This window comes from Mycobacterium sp. NPDC003323, assembly GCF_053589535.1.
Window position 1 is genome coordinate 375,430 of sequence record NZ_JBSFSB010000002.1, and the last position, 21,092, is coordinate 396,521.

The 21,092-nt window shown below is 69.0% G+C and carries 17 protein-coding genes and 1 pseudogene; 9 read left to right on the forward strand and 9 right to left on the reverse strand.

Going from position 1 to position 21,092, the window contains the following annotated elements; all coding sequences use genetic code 11:
• Positions 1–12 precede the first annotated feature (12 nt).
• Genes ACWDUN_RS08595 through rpmF form a run of 3 tightly spaced genes read right to left on the reverse strand, consistent with a single transcriptional unit; the run spans position 13 to position 2,430 of the window.
• The gene (locus tag ACWDUN_RS08595; RefSeq protein WP_449927320.1) at positions 13–1,512 is read right to left on the reverse strand and encodes a HAMP domain-containing sensor histidine kinase; all 1,500 of its coding nucleotides are present in this window, start codon (positions 1,510–1,512) and stop codon (positions 13–15) included.
• Positions 1,512–2,201 carry a response regulator transcription factor gene (locus ACWDUN_RS08600; RefSeq protein WP_449927323.1) on the reverse strand — a complete coding sequence of 230 codons (690 nt, stop codon included), beginning with the start codon at positions 2,199–2,201 and terminating at the stop codon, positions 1,512–1,514. The genes ACWDUN_RS08595 and ACWDUN_RS08600 overlap by 1 nt, the downstream gene beginning before the upstream one ends.
• Before the next feature lie 55 nt (positions 2,202–2,256).
• Positions 2,257–2,430, reverse strand: a complete 174-nt coding sequence (rpmF, locus tag ACWDUN_RS08605) for a 50S ribosomal protein L32 (RefSeq protein ID WP_449927325.1) — start codon at positions 2,428–2,430, stop codon at positions 2,257–2,259.
• A gap of 236 nt (positions 2,431–2,666) precedes the next feature.
• Here rpmF and ACWDUN_RS08610 point away from each other — a divergent pair, with 236 nt between their 5' ends.
• The 7 genes from ACWDUN_RS08610 to ACWDUN_RS08640 all read left to right on the forward strand — a co-directional run bounded on the left by ACWDUN_RS08610 (position 2,667) and on the right by ACWDUN_RS08640 (position 11,631).
• Positions 2,667–4,343 (forward strand): acyclic terpene utilization AtuA family protein, encoded by a 1,677-nt coding sequence (locus tag ACWDUN_RS08610; RefSeq protein WP_449927791.1) that lies wholly within the window; start codon positions 2,667–2,669, stop codon positions 4,341–4,343.
• Entirely contained in the window at positions 4,343–5,494 is a 1,152-nt protein-coding gene (locus tag ACWDUN_RS08615) for an acyl-CoA dehydrogenase family protein (RefSeq protein WP_449927328.1), read from the forward strand. Before ACWDUN_RS08610 ends, ACWDUN_RS08615 begins: the two co-directional genes overlap by 1 nt.
• Positions 5,491–7,086 (forward strand): acyl-CoA carboxylase subunit beta, encoded by a 1,596-nt coding sequence (locus ACWDUN_RS08620; RefSeq protein WP_449927331.1) that lies wholly within the window; start codon positions 5,491–5,493, stop codon positions 7,084–7,086. Before ACWDUN_RS08615 ends, ACWDUN_RS08620 begins: the two co-directional genes overlap by 4 nt.
• A 7-nt stretch (positions 7,087–7,093) precedes the next feature.
• Complete coding sequence (locus ACWDUN_RS08625; protein WP_449927334.1) at positions 7,094–9,070, forward strand: acetyl/propionyl/methylcrotonyl-CoA carboxylase subunit alpha; 1,977 nt, start codon at positions 7,094–7,096, stop codon at positions 9,068–9,070.
• A complete protein-coding gene (locus ACWDUN_RS08630; protein ID WP_449927337.1) occupies positions 9,067–10,227 on the forward strand; it encodes an acyl-CoA dehydrogenase family protein in 1,161 nt (386 codons plus the stop codon). The genes ACWDUN_RS08625 and ACWDUN_RS08630 overlap by 4 nt, the downstream gene beginning before the upstream one ends.
• On the forward strand, positions 10,227–10,982 hold the full coding sequence (locus tag ACWDUN_RS08635; RefSeq protein ID WP_449927340.1) for an enoyl-CoA hydratase family protein: 756 nt from the start codon (positions 10,227–10,229) through the stop codon (positions 10,980–10,982). The genes ACWDUN_RS08630 and ACWDUN_RS08635 overlap by 1 nt, the downstream gene beginning before the upstream one ends.
• Before the next feature lie 73 nt (positions 10,983–11,055).
• On the forward strand, positions 11,056–11,631 hold the full coding sequence (locus ACWDUN_RS08640; RefSeq protein ID WP_449927342.1) for a DUF1707 SHOCT-like domain-containing protein: 576 nt from the start codon (positions 11,056–11,058) through the stop codon (positions 11,629–11,631).
• 30 nt (positions 11,632–11,661) lie between these two features.
• On the opposite strand, the gene ACWDUN_RS08645 is transcribed toward ACWDUN_RS08640, so the two are convergent.
• The gene (locus tag ACWDUN_RS08645) at positions 11,662–13,647 is read right to left on the reverse strand and encodes a VWA domain-containing protein (RefSeq protein WP_449927345.1); all 1,986 of its coding nucleotides are present in this window, start codon (positions 13,645–13,647) and stop codon (positions 11,662–11,664) included.
• Complete coding sequence (locus tag ACWDUN_RS08650; protein WP_449927348.1) at positions 13,622–15,040, reverse strand: sigma 54-interacting transcriptional regulator; 1,419 nt, start codon at positions 15,038–15,040, stop codon at positions 13,622–13,624. Before ACWDUN_RS08650 ends, ACWDUN_RS08645 begins: the two co-directional genes overlap by 26 nt.
• A gap of 58 nt (positions 15,041–15,098) precedes the next feature.
• Here ACWDUN_RS08650 and ACWDUN_RS08655 point away from each other — a divergent pair, with 58 nt between their 5' ends.
• Together ACWDUN_RS08655 and ACWDUN_RS08660 are read left to right on the forward strand one after the other, a co-directional pair.
• Positions 15,099–16,106 carry an alpha/beta hydrolase gene (locus ACWDUN_RS08655; RefSeq protein ID WP_449927351.1) on the forward strand — a complete coding sequence of 336 codons (1,008 nt, stop codon included), beginning with the start codon at positions 15,099–15,101 and terminating at the stop codon, positions 16,104–16,106.
• Positions 16,076–16,471 (forward strand): annotated as a pseudogene (locus tag ACWDUN_RS08660) (endonuclease domain-containing protein); the annotation flags it as partial. The gene ACWDUN_RS08655 and the pseudogene ACWDUN_RS08660, both read left to right, overlap by 31 nt.
• Positions 16,472–16,531: 60 nt before the next feature.
• Here ACWDUN_RS08660 and purH read toward each other — a convergent pair.
• Genes purH through ACWDUN_RS08680 form a run of 4 tightly spaced genes read right to left on the reverse strand, consistent with a single transcriptional unit; the run spans position 16,532 to position 21,073 of the window.
• On the reverse strand, positions 16,532–18,103 hold the full coding sequence (purH, locus tag ACWDUN_RS08665; protein WP_449927354.1) for a bifunctional phosphoribosylaminoimidazolecarboxamide formyltransferase/IMP cyclohydrolase: 1,572 nt from the start codon (positions 18,101–18,103) through the stop codon (positions 16,532–16,534).
• Positions 18,100–18,732 carry a phosphoribosylglycinamide formyltransferase gene (purN, locus tag ACWDUN_RS08670; protein WP_449927357.1) on the reverse strand — a complete coding sequence of 211 codons (633 nt, stop codon included), beginning with the start codon at positions 18,730–18,732 and terminating at the stop codon, positions 18,100–18,102. The genes purH and purN overlap by 4 nt, the downstream gene beginning before the upstream one ends.
• Positions 18,733–18,742: 10 nt before the next feature.
• On the reverse strand, positions 18,743–20,122 hold the full coding sequence (locus tag ACWDUN_RS08675; RefSeq protein WP_449927359.1) for a cell division protein PerM: 1,380 nt from the start codon (positions 20,120–20,122) through the stop codon (positions 18,743–18,745).
• Between the two features lie 57 nt (positions 20,123–20,179).
• Positions 20,180–21,073, reverse strand: coding sequence for a DUF5336 domain-containing protein (locus tag ACWDUN_RS08680; protein WP_449927362.1), 894 nt, complete (start codon positions 21,071–21,073; stop codon positions 20,180–20,182).
• Positions 21,074–21,092: the final 19 nt, after the last annotated feature.

Consider the following 21,092-nt stretch of genomic DNA (forward strand, 5'->3'; position numbering starts at 1 on the left):
GCAGTCCACCGATCAATCCCCGCGTGTCGACAACGGAGCGGTCACGGCGCCGGCCGGAGTGTCCCCGTTCGGCAGCACCCGCCGCCCCGGCAACACGATGCGGACCGACGTGCCGGGCGGATCACCACCGGGCACGGCATCCTCGACCTGAAGCGTCCCGCCGTGTTTGAGGACAACCTGTTTGACGATCGCCAGGCCCAGCCCCGAGCCGGGCATGGCCCGCGCCGAGGTCGACCGGTAGAAGCGTTCGAACACCAGCTCGCGTTCATGCTGCGGGATGCCGGGTCCGGAATCGGTGATGGCCAGTTCGGCGTGCAGGGCGTCGCGCTGCCACAGCCGCACCAGTACGCGGCCGTCGGGCGGACTCCACTTCGCGGCGTTGTCCAACACGTTCAGCACGGCCCGCGACAACCCTGCCGCATCGCCGTCGACCTGCCAGTCGATCACCTGGACATCGAACTCGATGTCGTTGCGGCGGCGCCGAACCCGCTCCAGGGCGCGGTCCACGACATCCGACAGTTCCACCTTCTCACGGATCAGCACGCCGGCATCGTCGCGGGTCAGGTCCACCAAATCGCCCACCAACGTGGACAATTCCTCGATCTGGGCGATCACGTCGGCCTGTAGTTCGGCCATATCGGCGTCCGGCAGCCGCGGTGCCCCGGGCGCCATCGCAGCCATCAGCAATTCGACGTTGGTGCGCAACGAGGTCAGCGGCGTGCGCAATTCGTGCCCGGCATCGGTGACCAGCCGGGCCTGTCGCTCACGCGACTCGGCCAGCGCGCGCAACATCATGTTGAAGGCGTCGGTCAACCGCGCCAGTTCGTCGGTGCCGACGACCGGGATCGGACGCAGGTCGTCGGTGCGGGCGACGCGTTCGGCGGCCTGGGTCAGCCGCGCAACCGGCCGCAGGCCGGCGCGGGCGACCATCCCGCCGGAGATCGCGGCCACCGCCATGCCCGAGGCGCCGACGATGGCCAGCACCGTGCCCAACCGGTTCAGCAGCGCCAGGGTGGGGGCCAGGCTCTTGGAGATCAGCAGCGAGTTGCCGTCGGCCAGATGCACCGCGAGCACCCGCTGGTTGTTGGCGGTGCGCAGCGACATCAGCAGATCGCCCTGCACCACCGCCTTCTCGGGCGCGCCGAGCGGCAGCGTCTGGCCCTGTTGATTGGCGGTGTAGATGTAGCGGCCCGGGCTGACCAGCATGGCGTTGACATCGGAGTAGGCGGTGCCCTCGATCGCCTTGCCGGGGTCGGCCGCCAGCGAACCGCTCTCGATGAGCAGCTGGGCGCGGCTGTGCAGCTGGGTGTCGATGTCGTCGTACACCGACCGGGACACCACCGCGTAGACCGCCACGGCCATCAGCACGACCACCATGGCGACCATCGACATGGCCAGCAGCATCACCCGCCAGCGCAGCGATACGGCGCTGACATTTCGGCTGTAGCGGCGCGGGGAGCCCTCGGCATCCCGGCGGGCCAGCTTGGGAAACGGCAGTTTCACGGCCGGCATCAAGGCGGGGTTTCGCGCAGCACGTAGCCCACGCCGCGCACGGTGTGGATCAGCCGCGGTTCACCTTCGGCCTCGGTCTTGCGGCGGAGGTAGCCGACGTACACCTCCAGCGCGTTGCCCGAGGTGGGGAAGTCGAATCCCCACACCTCTTCGAGGATGCGACTGCGCGTCAGCACCCGCCGCGGGTTGGCGATCAGCATCTCCAGCAGCGAGAACTCGGTGCGGGTCAGGCTGATCGATCGCTCACCGCGGGTCACCTCCCGCGTCACCGGGTCCAGGCTCAGATCGGAGAAGGTCAGCGCGCGGTTCTCCGCGGTCTCCTCCGGTGCCGCCCGCCGCCGCAGCAGGGCCCGCATCCGGGCGAGCAGTTCCTCCAGCGCGAACGGTTTCGGCAGGTAGTCATCGGCACCGGCGTCGAGGCCGGCGACCCGTTCCGACACCGAATCCCGGGCCGTGAGGACCAGGATCGGCAGGTCATCGCCGGTGCTGCGGAGATGCCGGCAGACCTCCAGCCCGTCCAGCCTGGGCATCATCACGTCCAGGACCAGAGCATCGGGCCGATCGTTGGAAATGGCCTCCAGGGCTTCGACACCGTCCTGAGCCAGCTCGACGGAGTATCCATTGAAGGAAAGCGACCGGCGCAGGGATTCGCGCACCGCGCGATCGTCATCAACGACAAGAATGCGCACAGCCACAGTGTCATCCCTCTATCTGAGAGCGACCTGAGAGGCGCGCCGCTGCGGGCTACTTACGGTCGAGATCGATCAGGCCCAGGCGAGCGGCCTTGAGCAGGCGACGCGGCACCTTGCGCTGCTGGCCACCCGCGGTGACGGTGACCAGGCCGGTGGCCTCGGCCTTCCACTGCGCGCGGCGGCTACGGGTGTTCGAGCGCGACATCCGGCGCTTGGGCACAGCCATGATCGAGATCTCCTCTTGCGGGGGTTTCCGCCGCGCAGGGAACAGCGGCGGCAATTTCCCTACAGAATAGCCCGCACCGCAGGATGGCTCCAAACCGCCGACCGTCGGTCGCCGCTGCGCCACACTGGTGCGGCGGACGAATTCGCACCAACCCCTTGACGCGGTACCGTCGGTACCGAATAACCTACCTACCGGTTGGCCGAAGAGCGATGGGAGTGCGGGTGACGTCTCAGGCAGTGCGGATCGGCAACTGCTCGGGGTTCTACGGAGACCGGATGTCGGCCATGCGCGAGATGCTCGACGGCGGCGACCTCGACTATCTGACCGGCGACTACCTCGCCGAGCTGACCATGCTGATCCTGGCCCGCGACCGGGCCCGCACCGCCGAGCTGGGCTACGCCAAGACATTCCTGCGCCAGCTCGAGCAGTGCCTGGGCACCGCGAAGGACCGCGGTGTGAGGATCGTGGCCAATGCCGGCGGCCTCAACCCCGCCGCCTTGGCAACCGCGGTGCGCGAGCTGGCCGGCCGCCTCGGGCTGAGCGTCGACGTCGCCCATGTCGAGGGCGACGATCTCGTCGGACGCGCCGACGAACTCGGTTTCCCGGGCGTGCTGGCGGCCAACGCCTACCTGGGCGCCTGGGGCATCGTCGACTGTCTCACCGCGGGCGCCGACATCGTCGTCACCGGCCGGGTCACCGACGCCTCGGTGATCGTCGGCCCCGCCGCCGCACACTTCGGGTGGGACCGCACCGACTACGACGCCCTGGCCGGGGCCGTCGCCGCCGGGCACATCATCGAATGCGGCGCCCAGGCCACCGGCGGCAACTACGCGTTCTTCCCCTCCGACCTCGACCACCCCGGCTTCCCGATCGCCGAGATCGCAGCCGACGGTTCCTCGGTGATCACCAAACACCCCGGCACCGGCGGCCTGGTCGACACCGGCACGGTGACCGCACAGCTGCTCTACGAGATCACCGGAGCCCGCTACGCCAACCCCGATGTCACGCTGCGGATGGATTCGGTGAGCCTGAGCGCCGACGGTCCGGACCGGGTGCGGGTGTCCGGGGTGCGCGGTGAGGCCCCACCCCCGACGCTGAAGGTGTCGCTGAACAGCATCGGCGGCTTCCGCAACGCGACGACGTTCGTGCTCACCGGATTGGACATCGAGGCCAAGGCCGCGCTGGTGCAGCGCCAGCTCGAAGGCTCGTTGAAGACCCGCCCTGCCGAGCTGCAGTGGACGCTGGCGCGCACCGACCACCCCGACGCCGACACCGAGGAGACCGCCAGCGCGCTGCTGCACTGCGTGGCGCGCGACCCCGACCCGGCCGTGGTGGGTCGCCAGTTCTCCTCGGCCGCCGTCGAATTGGCGCTGTCCAGCTATCCGGGCTTCACCTCCACCGCCCCGCCGGGCGACGGCCAGGTGTACGGCGTGTTCACCCCCGGGTACGTCGACGCCGCCCTGGTACCGCACGTGGCGGTGCGCGCCGACGGCAGCCGCGTCGACATCGCGGTGGCCACCGAGACCCGGGAACTGCAACCCGTGGACGACCCCGCGCTGCCGGAACCACCGGCCGACGGTCCCACCCTCCGGGCGCCACTGGGTCGCATCGCCGGCGCCCGCAGCGGCGACAAGGGCGGGTCGGCCAATGTGGGTGTCTGGGTCAGGACCGATGAGCAGTGGCAGTGGCTGGCGCACACCCTGACCACCGACCGACTGCGCGAATTGCTGCCCGAGGCGGCCGATCTCGAGGTGCAGCGACACCTGCTGCCCAACCTGCGGGCGGTCAACTTCGTCATCGAGGGCATTCTGGGCCGGGGCGTGGCCTATCAGGCCCGGTTCGATCCGCAGGCAAAGGGACTCGGCGAATGGCTGCGGTCCCGTCAGCTCGATATTCCCGAAAGGCTGTTGTGATGAGGACGAGCATCTGGCATGCACCCGAGCGCGATGATCTGCGAAAGACCGTGCGCGCCTTCGCCGAACGCGAAATCCTCCCGCACGCCGACGAGTGGGAGCGCAGCGGTGAACTGCCCCGCGACCTGCACCTGAAGGCCGCCGCGGCCGGACTGCTGGGCGCGCCCTACCCCGAGGCCGTCGGCGGCGGTGGTGGCGACGGCGCCGACGCGGTGATCATCTGCGAGGAGTTGCATCACGCCGGTGTCCCCGGCGGTGTGTTCGCCTCGCTGTTCACCTGCGGTATCTCGGTGCCGCACATGATCGCCTCCGGTGACGAGCGCCTCATCGACACCTACGTCAAGCCCACCCTGGCCGGTGAGCTGATCGGTTCGCTGGCCATCACCGAACCCGGCGGCGGATCCGATGTCGGGCACCTGACCACGAAGGCCGTCCGTGACGGGGACGACTTCATCGTCAACGGCGCCAAGACCTACATCACCTCCGGGGTGCGCGCCGACTATGTCGTCACCGCCGTGCGCACCGGCGGTGACGGTGCAGCCGGGGTCTCGCTGCTGGTCATCGACAAGAACTCTCCCGGTTTCGAGGTGAGCCGAAAGCTCGACAAGATGGGTTGGCGCTCCAGCGATACCGCCGAACTGTCGTTCACCGATGTCCGGGTGCCCGCGGCCAACCTGATCGGTGCGGAGAACACCGGCTTCCTGCAGATCGCCGGCGCATTCGTCGCCGAACGGGTCGGCCTGGCGGTTCAGGCCTACGCCAGTGCGCAACGCTGTCTGGACCTCACCGTGCAGTGGTGCCGCGACCGCGAGACCTTCGGCCGGCCGCTGATCAGCCGGCAGTCGGTGCAGAACACGTTGGCGGACATGGCCCGTCGCATCGACATCGCGCGGGTCTACACCCAGCGCATCGTCGAGCGGCAACTCGACGGTGAGACCAACCTGATCACCGAGGTCTGCTTCGCCAAGAACACCGCTGTGGAGACCGGTGAATGGGTGGCCAACCAGGCCGTCCAGCTGTTCGGCGGGATGGGCTACATGACCGGGACCGAAGTCGAACGCCAGTACCGCGATATGCGCATTCTCGGCATCGGCGGGGGCACCACCGAGATCCTCACCTCCCTGGCCGCCAAAACCCTGGGGTACCAATGACACGCCTGAACTCCACTCTCGATCCGCGCTCGGCCGGCTATACCGAGGCCGCCGAGGCGATGAGGGCCAAGCTCACCGAACTGGCCGCCGAACACGACCGCAGCCTGGCCGGTGGCGGCGCCAAATACGTCGAACGCCACCACGCCCGCGGCAAGCTGACGGCGCGCGAACGCGTGGAACTGCTCGTCGATCCCGACTCACCGTTCCTGGAACTGAGCCCGTTGGCCGCGTGGGGCACTGACTTCACCGTCGGCGCCAGCGTCGTCACCGGTATCGGCGCGGTGGAAGGTGTCGAATGCCTGATCGTCGCCAACGATCCGACGGTCAAGGGTGGCACCAGCAATCCGTGGACCTTGAAGAAGATCCTGCGCGCCAACCAGATTGCGTTGGAGAATCGGCTTCCGGTGATCTCGCTGGTCGAATCGGGCGGCGCCGACCTGCCCACGCAGAAGGAGATCTTCATCCCGGGTGGTCAGATGTTCCGCGATCTGACCCGGTTGTCGGCAGCGGGTATCCCGACCGTCGCGCTGGTCTTCGGCAACTCCACCGCCGGCGGCGCCTATGTGCCGGGCATGTCCGATCACGTCGTGATGATCCGGGAACGCTCCAAGGTGTTCCTCGCCGGACCGCCCCTGGTGAAGATGGCCACCGGCGAGGAATCCGATGACGAATCCCTCGGCGGTGCCGAGATGCATGCCCGCACTTCCGGTCTGGGCGACTACCTGGCCGATGACGAGCTGGACGCCATCCGGATCGGCCGGCGCATCGTGTCCCGGCTGAACTGGCGCAAGCAGGGCCCGCACCCGCTGCCGGTGACCGAGCCGGAGTACGACGCCGAGGAACTGCTCGGCATCGTCGGCGCCGATCTGCGCATCCCGTTCGATCCGCGCGATGTCATCGCGCGCATCGTCGACGGCTCGGATTTCGACGAGTTCAAACCGCTGTACGGCTCATCGCTGGTCACCGGCTGGGCGACGCTCTATGGCTATCCCGTCGGCATCCTGGCCAATGCCCGCGGCGTGCTGTTCTCCGAGGAATCGCAGAAGGCCACCCAGTTCATCCAGCTGGCCAACCGCGCGAACACCCCATTGCTGTTCCTGCACAACACCACCGGCTACATGGTCGGCAAGGCGTACGAGGAGGGCGGGATGATCAAACACGGATCGATGATGATCAACGCCGTCTCCAACTCGACGGTGCCGCACATCTCGTTGTTGATCGGCGCCTCCTACGGGGCCGGGCATTACGGCATGTGTGGTCGCGCCTACGACCCGCGTTTCCTGTTCGCCTGGCCGAGTTCGAAATCCGCGGTGATGGGTGGCACCCAGCTGGCCGGGGTGCTCTCGATCGTCAGCCGCGCCGCCACCGAGGCGCGCGGACAACAGGTCGACGAGGCCGCCGACGCCGCATTGCGGGCCGCGGTCGAGGCGCAGATCGAGGCCGAGTCACTGCCGATGTTCCTGTCCGGGCGGCTCTACGACGACGGGGTGATCGACCCGCGCGACACCCGCACCGTCTTGGGAATGTGCCTGTCCGCCATCGCCAGTGGCCCGATCGAGGGGACGTCGAACTTCGGCGTCTTCAGGATGTGAGACCCAGTTGATAACACGAGTCCTCGTCGCCAACCGCGGTGAGATCGCCCGCCGGGTGTTCACCACCTGCCGTCGCCTCGGCATCGGCACCGTCGCGGTCTACACCGATCCCGACGCCGAGGCCCCGCATGTCGCCGATGCCGATATCCGGGTCCGGCTGCAGGGTCGCAACGGGTATCTCGACGCCGCCGCGCTGGTGGCCGCGGCCCGCACCGCCGGCGCCGACGCGATCCACCCCGGCTACGGATTCCTCTCCGAGAACCCCGATTTCGCGGCCGCCGTGCAGGACGCCGGCCTGACCTGGATCGGACCGCCGGTGGATGCGGTGCGCGCCATGGGGTCCAAGATCGAGGCCAAGAAGCTGATGGCGGCCGCCGGTGTGCCGGTGCTGACCGAACTGGACCCGGCGACGGTCACCGAAGCCGACCTGCCGGTGCTGATCAAGGCCTCGGCCGGTGGCGGCGGCCGCGGCATGCGGATCGTGCGGGAGTTGCCGGCGCTGGCCGCCGAGGTCGCCGCGGCGCAGCGGGAGGCCCAGTCCGCCTTCGGTGATCCGACGGTGTTCTGCGAGCGCTACCTGGCCGCCGGCCATCACATCGAGGTGCAGGTGATGGCCGATCGCCACGGCACCGTCTGGGCCGTCGGAGAACGCGAATGCTCCATCCAGCGCCGACACCAGAAGGTCATCGAGGAGGCGCCGTCCCCACTGGTGGAACGCACCCCCGGCATGCGCGCCGAACTGTTCGAGGCGGCCCGGTTGGCGGCCGATGCCATCGGCTACACCGGTGCGGGCACCGTCGAGTTCATGGCCTCCTCCGACACTGGCGGGCAAGGCGCGTTCTACTTCCTGGAGATGAACACTCGACTGCAGGTGGAACATCCGGTCACCGAGGAGACCACCGGCCTGGACCTGGTACAGCTGCAGATCGAGGTGGCCGATGGTATGCGTCTGCCCGCGCAGCCGCCGGCCGCGCGCGGACATTCGATCGAAGCGCGGCTGTACGCCGAGGATCCCGCCAGGGACTGGCAGCCGCAGGCCGGGGCGCTGCACCGGTTTTCGGTGCCGGGTGCCCACACCGAGTTCGACCTGCTCGGGCGCACCGGTGTGCGGGTCGACTCGGGTGTGGTGGACGGATCGCAGGTGTCGGTGTTCTACGATCCGATGCTGGCCAAGGTGATCTCGTTCGCCGACACCCGTGAGCGCGCGGCCGCGGTGCTGGCCCAGGCATTGGCCCGCACCCAGATCCACGGGGTCAGCACCAACCGCGACCTACTGGTCAACGTGCTGCGCCACCCGGCCTTCGTGGCCGGTCACACCGACACCGCGTTCTTCGCCACTCACGGACTGGCCACGCTGTCGGCCCCGCCGATCGCCGACGCCGCGTTGTCCGCGCTGGCCGCCACGCTCGCCGACGCCGCGCACAACCGCAGCACCGCAGTCGCTTTCGCGGCCGCACCCAGCGGATGGCGTAACCTCGCGGCCGGCTACCAGAGCCGGTCCTATTCCGATTCCGCCGGTGCCGAGTTGGTGGTGCGCTACCGGTTCGGACGCGCCGGGGTGCAGCTGCCCGACCATCCGGACGTGTCGGTGGTGGCGGCCGATCCGTCGGCGGTGGTGCTCTCGGTAGCCGGGGCCGAACAACGGTTCGGGGTCGCCCGCTACGCCGATCAGGTGTTCGTCGACTCACCGGCCGGGTGTGTCCGGCTGACCTGCCTGCCGCGCTTCCCGGATCCGGATTCGGCGGTGGCGCACGGTTCGCTGCTGGCCCCGATGCCCGGCTCGGTGGTCCGGGTCGGCGCCGCCGCGGGTGACACCGTCACCGCGGGACAGCCGCTGATCTGGCTGGAAGCCATGAAAATGGAGCACACCATCACCGCCCCGGGCGACGGTGTGCTCGCCGAACTCACTGTGCAGGCCGGCCAACAGGTCGAGGTCGGCACGGTCCTGGCCCGAATCGAAACGTCCGAAGGAGACCCGTCATGACCGGATTCATCGAAACCGAGGAGCAGCAGGCGCTGCGCAAGGCCGTCGCCGCGATGGCCGCCAACTACGGCCAGGACTACTACCTGGAGAAGGCCCGCGCCGGACAGCACACCGACGAACTGTGGTCCGAGGCAGGCAAGTTGGGCTTCATCGGGGTGAACCTGCCCGAAGAGTACGGCGGCGGCGGGGCCGGCATGTACGAGCTGTCGATGGTGATGGAGGAGATGGCGGCCGGCGGTTGTCCGCTGCTGATGATGGTGGTCTCCCCCGCCATCAACGGCACCATCATCAGCAAGTTCGGCACCGAGGACCAGAAGAAGCGCTGGGTCACCGGCATCGCCGACGGTTCGATCACCATGGCGTTCGCCATCACCGAACCCGACGCCGGCTCCAACAGCCACAAGATCACCACCACGGCGCGCCGCGATGGCAGCGACTGGATCCTGTCGGGCCAGAAGGTCTACATCTCCGGTGTCGACCAGGCGCAGGCGATCCTGGTCGTCGGCCGCACCGAGGACCACAAGACGGGCAATCTCAAGCCGGCCCTGTTCGTGGTGCCGACCGATACGCCGGGGCTGTCCTGGACCAAGATCGAGATGGAGATCCTCAGCCCCGAGTACCAGTTCCAGGTGTTCCTCGACGAGGTGCGCCTGCCCTCGGACGCGCTGGTCGGATCGGAGGACGCCGCGATCGCGCAGTTGTTCGCCGGGCTGAACCCCGAGCGCATCATGGGCGCGGCCAGCGCGGTCGGCATGGGCCGCTTCGCTATCGGCAAGGCCACCGAGTACGTCAAGACGCGCCAGGTCTGGAAGACGCCGATCGGTGCGCACCAGGGCATCGCACATCCGTTGGCGCAGAACCACATCGAGATCGAACTGGCCAAACTGATGATGCAGAAGGCGGCCGCGCTGTATGACAGCGGTGACGACTTCGGCGCCGCCGAGGCGGCGAACATGGCCAAGTACGCCGCCGGCGAGGCCTCGGTGCGCGCGGTCGATCAGGCCGTGCAGTCCCTCGGCGGAAACGGGCTGACCAAGGAGTACGGCATCGCCTCGGTGCTGACGGCCTCGCGACTGGCCCGCATCGCGCCGGTCAGCCGCGAGATGATCCTCAACTTCGTCGCGCAGACCTCGCTCGGCCTGCCCCGGTCGTACTGATGCTGGTCCGGTACGCACTCGCCGACCGGGTGGCCTGGCTCACGCTGGACTCCCCGCACAACCACAATGCGCTGTCGAGTGCCCTGCTCGAGGAGTTGCACCAGGGCTTCGCCGATGCCGCCGCGGGCGGGGCACGGGTGGTGGTGCTCGGCCACACCGGTAAGACGTTCTGCGCCGGCGCCGACCTGAGCGAGGCGTCCTTGGGCTCTGCCGAAGACGTCGCGGTCGGCCGCGCCCGGGAGATGACGCGGTTGCTGCGCACCATCCTGGAACTGCCGGTGCCGGTGATCGCCGCCGTCGACGGTCACGTCCGGGCCGGCGGCATGGGCTTGGTCGGCGCGTGCGATATCGCCGTCGCCGGCCCGGCGAGCACCTTCGCACTGACCGAGGCACGCATCGGCGTCGCGCCCTCGATCATCTCGCTGACCCTGCTGCCGAAGATGTCGGCGCGCGCTGCGGGCCGCTACTTCGTCACCGGCGAAAAATTCGGTCCCGACGAGGCCGCGGCCATCGGACTCATCACGATGGCGAGCGCGGACGTGGCGGGCACCGTCGCGGACCTGACCGCCGATATCGCCAAGGCCTCTCCACAGGGGTTGGCCGTGTCCAAGGCGCTGACGACGGCATCGGTGCTCGCGGGTTTCGATGACCGTGCCGAGGCACTGACCGCGCAGTCGGCGCAGTTGTTCGCATCCGACGAGGCGCGCGAGGGCATGCTGGCGTTCCTCCAGAAAAGGCCGCCGTCCTGGGTGTGAGGACATTCCGCCGTTTTTGCCAGTTCTGTAGACGAGCTTGCATTCACCGGTGTGCGTCGTAGGCTCAAGGGCGATGAGCAACTCGGCAGAGCAGAACGGCTCGACACGCGCCGGCGACGCCGAGCGGGCCCAAGCTGCTCAGCTGCTCACCGACGCGGCCGCCCAGGGTCGGCTGACCATGGACGAGTTCGAGCAGCGGTTGGCCAAGGCGTACGCGGCGACCACACACGGTGAGTTGGCGCGGCTGTCCGCGGATCTGCCCGATCTGGCCGCCACCGCCACCCGCGGGCCACGCCAGCCGGCGCCGTCGACGCTGCTGTTGGCCATTCTCAGTGGTTTCGAACGACGCGGACGCTGGAACGTCCCGAAGCGGTTGACCTCGTTCGCGTTGTTCGGCGGCGGAGTGATCGATCTGCGCTATGCCGACTTCACCTCCCCGGAGGTGGACATCCACACGATCTCGATCTTCGGCGGGCAAACCATCCTGGTGCCGCCGGAGGTCAACATCGACATCCACGGCCACGGCGTGATGGGGACCTTCGACCACATCGGCGAGCAGGGCACCCCGGGCGCGCCGCGGGTCACCATCCGCGGCTTCTCGCTGTGGGGCAGCGTCGGCATCAAGCGCAAGAAGCGCAAGAGCACCTGAGTTTCGTTTGCTGAAATCGCACGCCGGCGATCACCGCCGTCGGCGCGCCCGCAGGTAATCCCCCACCACCGCGGCACCCAGCCCGTCGAGATCGGGCACCACGACCCGGCCGCCGACCCGGCGGGCGACCTGGTCGATGAACCGGGCCAGCCCGGGATCGCTGCCCAGCCGGAAGATCGTCAACTGCGCGCCGAGCGCGGCCAGATCGTCGAAACCCTTGACGGTCAGCCCGATGGTGCGCGGGTGCGGCGGGTAGTAGAAGAACGGTTCGGCGCCGTCGCCGAAGTCCTCCAGGTGCGCGGTCGGCTCACCGTCGGTGACGACGAGCACGACCGGCTGGGCGTTGGGATGCCGACGCAGGTGTCGGCCCGCCAGCGCCAGCGCGTGGTGCAGGTTGGTGCCCTGATCGCGGACACCCTCCAGCGCGGTCAGCTCAGCGGCGCTGACGGTGCGGGCATGCCTGCCGAATGCGATGATCTGCAGCGCATCGGAGCGGAACCGGGTGCTCACCAGATGGTTGAGCGCCAGCGCGGTGCGCTTCATCGGCAACCAGCGGTTCTCCATCACCATCGAGAAGCTGGTGTCGACCAGCAGCGCGACGGCCGCCTGGGTCCGGGTCTCGGTCTCGGAGATCTCGACGTCCTCGACGCCGATGCGCACCGGGCCGTCGATGGTGCCGGTGCCGGCTTGTCGCAGTACGGCGTTGGTGATGGTGCGGGTGACGTTCCACGGTTCGGTGTCCCCGAATTCCCACGGCCGGGTGGCGCCGGTGAGCTCGCCGGCGGCACCGGCGCGACGGGTCTCGCGTTCCCCGTGACGACCCGAAAGTTGTTGTGCCACATCGCGCAGCGCGGTCTGGCCGAGTTGGCGCATCGCCTTGGGCGAGAGCCGGAACTGACCGTCGGAGCCGCGGTCGAGGAAGCCCTGCTCGGTCAGCGCACGCTCCAGATCGGCCAGGGTGCGCGCGTTCACGGCCGCCTCGTCGCCGAGCTGGCGGGCCAGCATGTCCAGGTCGACGTCCTCCATGGACGCCCCGGCATAGCTCTGGGACAGCTGTTCGGCCAGCTGCTCCAGCTCGGCGATATCGGCAAGCGCCTGGGTGCCCTGCCCCATGCCCAGCTGGTCGTTGCCGCTGAACTCCTCCGAACCCGTCCAGTCCTCCCCCGGCCGGGCGGCCTGCAGGTTTGCGTCGAGCCGGTTCAGCGCGCTCATCAGCGACGGTGATCCGAAGGCCTGCTGCGCCAACGCATCCAGTTCGGCGCGTTGGGATTCGGACAGGCTGTTGCGGAAGCGTTGCGCGGCCGCGGCCCGTTTGGCCAGCGAGTCCATCAGTTCGTCGACATTGCGCGGGTTCTCCGGGAAATGCTGGCCGTGTTCGGCCATGAACTTCTCGAAATCCTCGCTCGTGTCCTCGCCCCTGGCGTGCTTCTCCAGCAGATCGTTGAGATCGTCGAGCATCTTGTTGATGGCCTGACGGTCCTCGTCGGTGGCGTTCTGCAGCGCCTCCTTCATCCCGGCGAAGCGCTGATCGAGCATCTCGCGCCCCAGCAGATCCTTGATCTGGTCATACTTCTGCCGCGCCTCGGGCGAACGCCAGTCGTATTCGGCCAGTTCCTGCACGGCCTTGGCCGGAGACGGTGACAGCGCCTCCATCTGCATCTCGCCGAACCGGGCGTCATCGTCGAGCGCACGGGCCAGTTCCTTGCGTTCGGCCAGCACCGCCTCGTCGAGCAGCTTCTTGACCTCGGCCAGGGTGCCGTCGAGATTGTTGCGCTGCAACAGTTCGCGGCGGCGACGGTTGGCCTCGGCGGCCAGCCTGTCCGCTCCCGGCATGCTGGCGGTGCCGCGACGCATCAACTCCTGCAGGGCGCGCCGCGGCGAGGCGCCGGACATGACGTCCTCGCCGATCTGGTCCAGCGCCTCGCGCAGGTCGACCGGGGGCGCCAGCGGGTCGGGCCCGCCGGTGTAGCTGGAGTATCGCGAAAGGCGTTTAGCCATAAACGGTTTCGCCCTCATCGGAGGTCTTGTCGATACGCTTGGCCAGGTACAGACCCTCCAGCGCGAGTTCCACGGCCGCGGCGCGCTGCCCCTCGGTCACCGCACCCAGTCGGGTGGCGATCTCGTCGAGCACCGGCAGTTCGGGCAGTGCGGCCAGCACATCCTTGGCGCTGACCCGCTCGCCCGTCGTCACCGGCGAACCCTCTTCGACAGCGGCCACCAGCGGGCCGACGTCCAGTCCGCCGAGCGCGCGCGAGGCGGTCTCGGCGGTGGCCCGGCGCAGCAGATGTTCCATCACCACCTGCTCGCGGCCCTCCTCGCCGGATTCGAATTCCAGCTTGCCGCGCAGCACGTCGATGACGGTGCCTAGGTCCACGACACGGGCGACCGGTTCCTGCTCGCCGAGGATGGCGCCGCGGTGCCGGGCGGCGGCGGCGACGGTCTCGGCCGCGGCGATGGCGAACCGGGCCGACACCCCCGAACGCTGGTCGACCGCGGTGGATTCGCGCAGGGCGCGGGTGAACCGGGCGATCACCGCGAGCAGGTACTCGGGCACCTCGGCGCTCAGATGCGCCTCCTGGGCGATCACGCCGACCTCGGCGTCGAGTTCGAGCGGGTAGTGGGTGCGGATCTCGGCACCGAAGCGGTCCTTGAGCGGGGTGATGATGCGTCCGCGGTTGGTGTAGTCCTCGGGGTTGGCGCTGGCGACCACCAGCACGTCCAGTGGCAGCCGCAGCGTGTAACCGCGGACCTGGATATCGCGCTCCTCCATCACGTTGAGCATCGCGACCTGGATGCGCTCGGCCAGGTCCGGCAGCTCGTTCACGGCGACGATACCGCGGTGCGAGCGCGGGATCAGCCCGTAGGCGATGGTCTCGGGGTCACCGAGGCTGCGTCCCTCGGCAACCTTGATGGGGTCGATATCGCCCACCAGGTCGGCGACGCTGGTGTCGGGGGTGGCCAGCTTCTCGGTGTAACGCTCGCGGCGGTGGATCCACGAGATCGGCAGATCGTCACCGAGGGTGGCGGCCCGGCGGATCTGCTCCGGGGTGATCGGCGAGTACGGGTGCTCGTGCAGTTCGGACCCGTCGATGACGGGCGTCCACTCGTCGAGCAGCCCGATCAGCGAGCGCAGCAGCCGGGTCTTGCCCTGTCCGCGCTCGCCGAGCAGGACGAAGTCGTGGCCGGCGATCAGCGCCCGCTCCACCTGTGGCAGCACCGTGTCCTCGAAGCCGAACAGGCCGGGCCAGATATCCTCACCGTCGGCCAGCCTGGCCAGCAGGTTCTCCCGGATCTCGGCCTTGATTCCGCGCTCGGTGTGACCGGAGGCGCGTAGCTCGCCGACGGTGCGGGGCAAGTCGTTAGGTGATGTCACGACCTCCACGCTACGACTGCTGTCGAGCGCGGGCATGGCTACCCGCGCAACAGCCGCTTTCGCTGTCCGAGAACTACCCAGTACCATCGGTATCGTGAATTTGCTCGAATGGCACGACCGGCCGACGACGGTGCAGTTCGGACCGGCATCGTGGCAGTCCCGGTTGCTGGGGATCCTCACCGCGCTGACGCTGCGGCCGCTGCTGGGGTTGTCCACCCTGATCGGTCTGGCGGTCAACCGGTTCTGGCCGGACGGTGTACAGCGCGCGCGTCTGGACGTCATCGACGGGCCGCTGCGCGTCATCGGCGCACTCCCAGGCACCACCGTCACCAGAGATTCGCTGCCGAACTGTGGGTGCGAGTGGGTGATCGCCCCGGCTGCGCGCAACTCGAAGGACCTCATCATCTACTTCCACGGGTCGGCCCTGGTCACCCTCGGGCTGAACTCGCACCGCCGATTCGTGTCCAAGCTGTCGGCGGTCACCGGGGCCCAGGTGCTCAACGTCGGGTACCGGTTGGCCCCGCAGGCCAGCATCGAGGAAGCCGTCTCCGACGGCGTCGACGCCTACCGGCGCGCACTGGAACTCGGTTTCGAGCCCGGCCGCATCATCTTCGCCGGCGACTCGGCGGGCGGGTTGATCGCCGCCGACTCCGCGCTGGGCGTGCGCGATGCCGGCCTTCCGGTGCCGGCCGGCCAGGTGTTGCTGTCGGCGTTGACCTCTGCCGACATGGAGCTGAAGTACAAGGCGCTCAAGCAGACCCGCGATGTGATGTTCCCGTTCATGACGGTGAAGTTCATCTATGACGTCTTCGCCACCGTGAACGGGACCCGGCCGGTGCCGATCATGCCCGCCGAGTCCAATGCCGCCGGGCTGGGCCCATTCCTGCTGCAGATCGGCACCGACGAAATGCTGCGCAACGACACCTTCGTGCTGGCCGATCAGCTGGCCGCGGCCGGGGTGCCTGTCTGGATTTCGGTGTGGGACAAGGCGATGCACATGTTCCAGCTGACCTTCGACGTCAACCCCGACGCCCGGCGCGCCATCGCCGAGATCGCGTCGTTCGTCGAGCACGTGACCGCCGAGGCGCGCAAGGCGGCCTAGACCTGCGCGGCCTGGTCCAGTTACGCGAAGTACTCGACCTGATGGACTGCGGCGCCGAATCGCCGCAGGAGACCCGAACCCGGCTGATACTCGTCAGAGCCGGTCTGCCGAGACCCCGCACACAGATCCGGGTGCATCCATATCGAATCGACCTGGGTTACGAGGAGCTCAGAGTCGGCGTCGAGTACGACGGCGAGCAGCACTGGAAGGACCCGATCCAGCACGCCCGCCATATCGACCGCTTGGCACATCTGGCCGCGCCGGGGTGGCGGATCATTCGCGTCAGCGCCGAGATTCTGCGCGGTCGCCCCCGGGTCATCGTTGAGCGGACCTGCCGAGCCCTGCGGGAAGCCGGCGCCGAATGACCAGTTATTGCACAGATTTTGGGCTGATGCGTGTCATAACTGGCCACTCGGCGAGAGTCCTCAGTGCGCGAAGTGCCGGGCCCCGGTCAGGTACAACGTGATCCCGGCGGCGGCCGCGGCGGCGGTCACCTCGTCATCGCGCACCGACCCACCCGGATGCACCACGGCCTTGACCCCGGCGTCGATCAGGGTCTGCAGTCCGTCGGGGAACGGGAAGAACGCATCCGAGGAGGCCACCGCACCCTGGGTGCGGTCACCGGCCCGCTCGACGGCCAGCCGCGCCGCGTCGACCCGGTTGACCTGACCCATCCCGACGCCGACGGTCGCACCGTCCTTGGCGATCACGATGGCGTTGGACTTCACCGCGCGGCCCGCGCGCCAGGCGAAGACCAGATCGGCCAGCGTCGCCGGGTCGGCGGCCTCGCCGGTGGCCAGGGTCCAGTTGTTCGGATCGTCCCCCTCGGCGTCGAGGGCGTCGCGCTGCTGCACCAGCAGGCCGCCGCTGATCGGGCGCAACTCGACGGCGGCACCCTCGGGTTCACCGGCGACCAGGATGCGGATGTTCTTCTTCTTGCTCAGCACCTCGACCGCACCCGGCTCATAGGCCGGCGCGACGATCACCTCGGTGAAGATATCGGCCACCGTCTCGGCCATCGCCACACTGACGGTGGTGTTGGTGGCGATCACCCCGCCGAAGGCCGACAGCGGATCGCAGGCATGCGCCTTGGCGTGCGCATCGGCCACCGAGGTCGCCGACACCGCGATGCCACATGGATTGGCGTGCTTGATGATCGCCACGCAGGTCTGCTCGTGGTCGAACGCCGCCCGCCAGGCCGCGTCGGCATCGGTGTAGTTGTTGTAGGACATCTCCTTGCCGTGCAGCTGCTCGGCCTGGGCCAGGCCCGGCCAGGAGGAGTTGTCGCGGTACAGCGCGGCGCGCTGATGCGGGTTCTCGCCGTAGCGCAGCACCGCGGTGCGCCGGGAGGTGGACCCGACCCAACGCGGCAGCGCCGATGCCTCCGCAGGGTCTTCTTCGGGGGCCAGCACCGAAACCATCCAGCTCGCCACCGCCACGTCGTACTCCGCGGTGTGCTGGAACGCCAACGCCGCCAGCTTCTTTCGCTCGGCGAGGGTGAACCCGCCGTCGCGCACGGCAGCCAGCACGCCGTCATAACCGAGCGGATCCACCACCACCGCGACGCTCGGATGATTCTTGGCGGCGGCGCGCACCATCGACGGACCGCCGATGTCGATCTGCTCGACGCACTCGTCGGGTCCCGCACCGGAGGCCACCGTCTCGGTGAACGGGTACAGATTCACCACGACCAGTTCGAACGGCGCGATGCCCAGTTCCGCCAGGGCGGCCTCGTGCTCGGCCTTGCGCAGGTCGGCCAACAGACCGGCGTGCACCTTGGGGTGCAGCGTCTTGACGCGGCCGTCGAGCACCTCCGGGAAGCCGGTGACATCCTCGACCGGGGTCACCGGAACACCGGCGTCGGCAATGGTTTTCGCGGTCGACCCGGTGGACACGATGTCGACACCGGCGGCGTGCAGACCGCGGGCCAGGTCGGCCAGACCCGTCTTGTCGTACACACTGATCAACGCGCGCCGGATCGGTTTACGTTCGCTCATCCCAGGGTCGCCTTTCGTCCGCTCCAGGTCAGGCCGCGCGTCGCCAGCGCGGCCAGCACGTCCACCAACAACGTCCGTTCGACGTTCTTGATGCGTTCGTGCAAGGTCTCGACGGTGTCATCGTCGCGCACCGGTACCGCCTGCTGCGCCAGAATCGGTCCGGTGTCCACACCCGCGTCCACCAGGTGCACCGTGCAACCGGTCACCCGGACGCCGTGCTCCAGCGCCTCGGCCACCGCGTGCGCGCCGGGGAAGGCCGGCAGCAGCGCGGGATGGGTGTTGACCACCCGGCCCGGGTAGCGGGAAAGAAATTGTGATCCAAGGATCTTCATGAAACCGGCGCTGACCACCAGATCCGGTTCGTGCTCGGCGACGGCGGCGCACAGTGCGGCGTCCCAGGCGCTCCGGTCGGCGTGGTCGCCCAAGCGGGTGAGGAATGTCGGGATCGAGGCGGCGGCGGCGACGTCGAGCGCGCGGCAGGAGCGGTCCGCGCCCACCGCGACCACCCGGGCGGGATAGTCGCCGACGGCGGAATCCAGCAGCGCCTGCAGCAGCGATCCGGTCCCCGAGGCCAGCACCACCAGCCGGGCCGGTGCGCTGGGCGGCACTCGGACGGATGGCTGCTGCACGCGCAGCAGCCTAGTCGTCCTGCTCGCGGCGCTTTTCAGCGACCACGTCACCGACGTCACCGTCGGCGATGAAGTGTTCCTCGGGGTCCAGCGGCGGATGGTCTTCGGCGCGCTCCGGTAGATCCACGATCTCGACGTCCAGATACTCGGGTTCGGGCTCGACGACCACCTCGTCCTCGAAGCCCTCGTCGACGCGATCGTCCACGATCACCTCGGTGATCACGTCCTCGTCATCGGCCGGTTCAGGCTCGGCGACAGGCGCCGGCTTGGGTCGGCGCAGCAGTCCGCCGGCCATCACCACCGTCAGTCCGCCGAGCACGAAGAACCACACGAACACCGCCGGGCCGAAGGTCACCTGGTCGACGCCGACATCGCCGAAGTTGCCCAGCCGACCGCCACCGGCGTAGCCGAGCAGCGCCATCGTCAGGGCGGCCAGCAGCGCGGCCGTGGCCAGTTTCGCGAACGCGATCGGCCAGGGCGCGGCACGGCGCGCGCTCTGCTGCCCCAGTACCACGGCCGAGATCGCCGCCACGATCAACAGCGCCACCCAGATCGGTCCCAGCGGCGGGGTCGGCACCGCGGCCAGCACCGGCACCGCCGGGATGTCACCGCCGAGCACGGTGAACGAACTGAAGGTGGCCAGGCCGATGTGCGCGCTGGAGCCGACGGCCACCGCCGCCGTACCCACCAGCACGTTGGGGATGTAGAGCATCGACAGCAACGCCAGGCTGAACTGGCCGAACACCGAGTCGGTGATGCCGAACAGCTCGTGCATGGTGCCCCAGTGCACGATGATCGATCCGGTCGCGACCAGACCGCACAGCCCGAGCAGCGCCAGCACGCCGGCCGCGGCGGCACGCAACGCCTCGGGTAACCAGTGCGGCATCCAGGGCAGACTCAGCAGCCGACCGGCCATCGCTACACCGATCAGCGCGCCGATCGCGTGTACCACGAACACCCCGGCGAACGCGCGTGACGCGTCAGGGGTCTGCAATTCGGTGATCACCGAGGAGGCGTCGTGGATGACCGCCAGCGCGATCGCGGCGATCAGCAGCGGTCCGCCCAGCGCCGAGGCCACCACCCAGCGGATGACGAACCATGACGAACGGATCGACGCCGCCGCCGTGGTGCGGGCGGTACCCCACACCATCAGCAGCACCGGCAGCAGCGGCATCACCCCGAGTTCGCGGCCGCCGATCGAGACCGGAACCTGGTGCACTCCCAGCCACATGCTGGCAATCGCCCCGAAGGCGCCGGTCATGTCGCTGTTGGCTATCAACAGCTGCAGCAACGTGACCGCGGCGATGACGCCCAGCGCGACGACCGACGGCCCGAACGCGACCCGGAGCAGGTCACGTGCCTGCCGGGTACCGACTGACCGGTTGTCCACTAGCTGGGTCGCTCCTCGCGCACTGGATTCACGCACCCCGGGTGCGCGACGCCCAGACTACGACGAGGGCGGCCCGGACTGCGGTGAGGACTCGGACTGAGATTGTGGTGTCGGCGACTGCGTCGGGACGGCCGTGGTGGGCGCCGAGGAACCCTGCTGTTGGGGCTGGCCGAATGCCGGGAAGCCGGTGGGCGGCGTCGGCGGACCGGCGTGCCCGCCGGTGGCGTGCGAGTCGGTGTTGGCATCGGAGTACGAACCCGGGGCCGCGGTGCCGGTGCCGCCGGACTGGAAGCCGCCGGTGTTCGGTCCGCCGGGGTAGGTGCCGTAGGGCGTCGGGTAGCCGGGGCGCTGCTGCTGCGGCTGCCCGTACTGCTGGGGCTGGCCGTACCCGTAGGGCTGCTGACCGTACTGGCCGTAGGGCTGCTCGTAGCGCGGCTTGGGTGCCGGCGGGGTCAGCACCCCGGCGTCGAACAGCAGAGCGGCGATCGCTGCGCCGGTCTGCAGCAGCGTCGTGGCGATGATCAGGTACAGCCCCCAGCCGATGGACAGCCCGGCCGGGGCGTTGATGACCTCGGCGAGCACCAGCAGGAAGGACAGCGTCGCGATGACGGCCACCAGGCCGGTGCGGGCCTTCTGCTTGGGCAGCAGACCGATACCGGCCAGCAGTGCGGCCAGCACCGAGGCCGCCACGGCCATGCCCAGGCCCGGGGTGCTACCGCTGGCGCTGCCGAACTGCGGGAAGTCGGAGTTGCTGATGGTCAGCAGCGGGCCGAAGTTGAAGGCGTAGGTTGCCAGGCCGAAGACCGCCACCGCCGCGCTCAGGTAGGCGGGCAGCTTGCTGGGTCCGGCCGGTTCGGGCTCGCCGACCTTGCCGAACTGCTGCGTGGGTGCGGCGTACTGAGTGCCCTGCTGTGCTGGCGGATATCCGGGGCCACCGGGTGGGTAGGTCATGACTCTCCTGTGTGAGCGA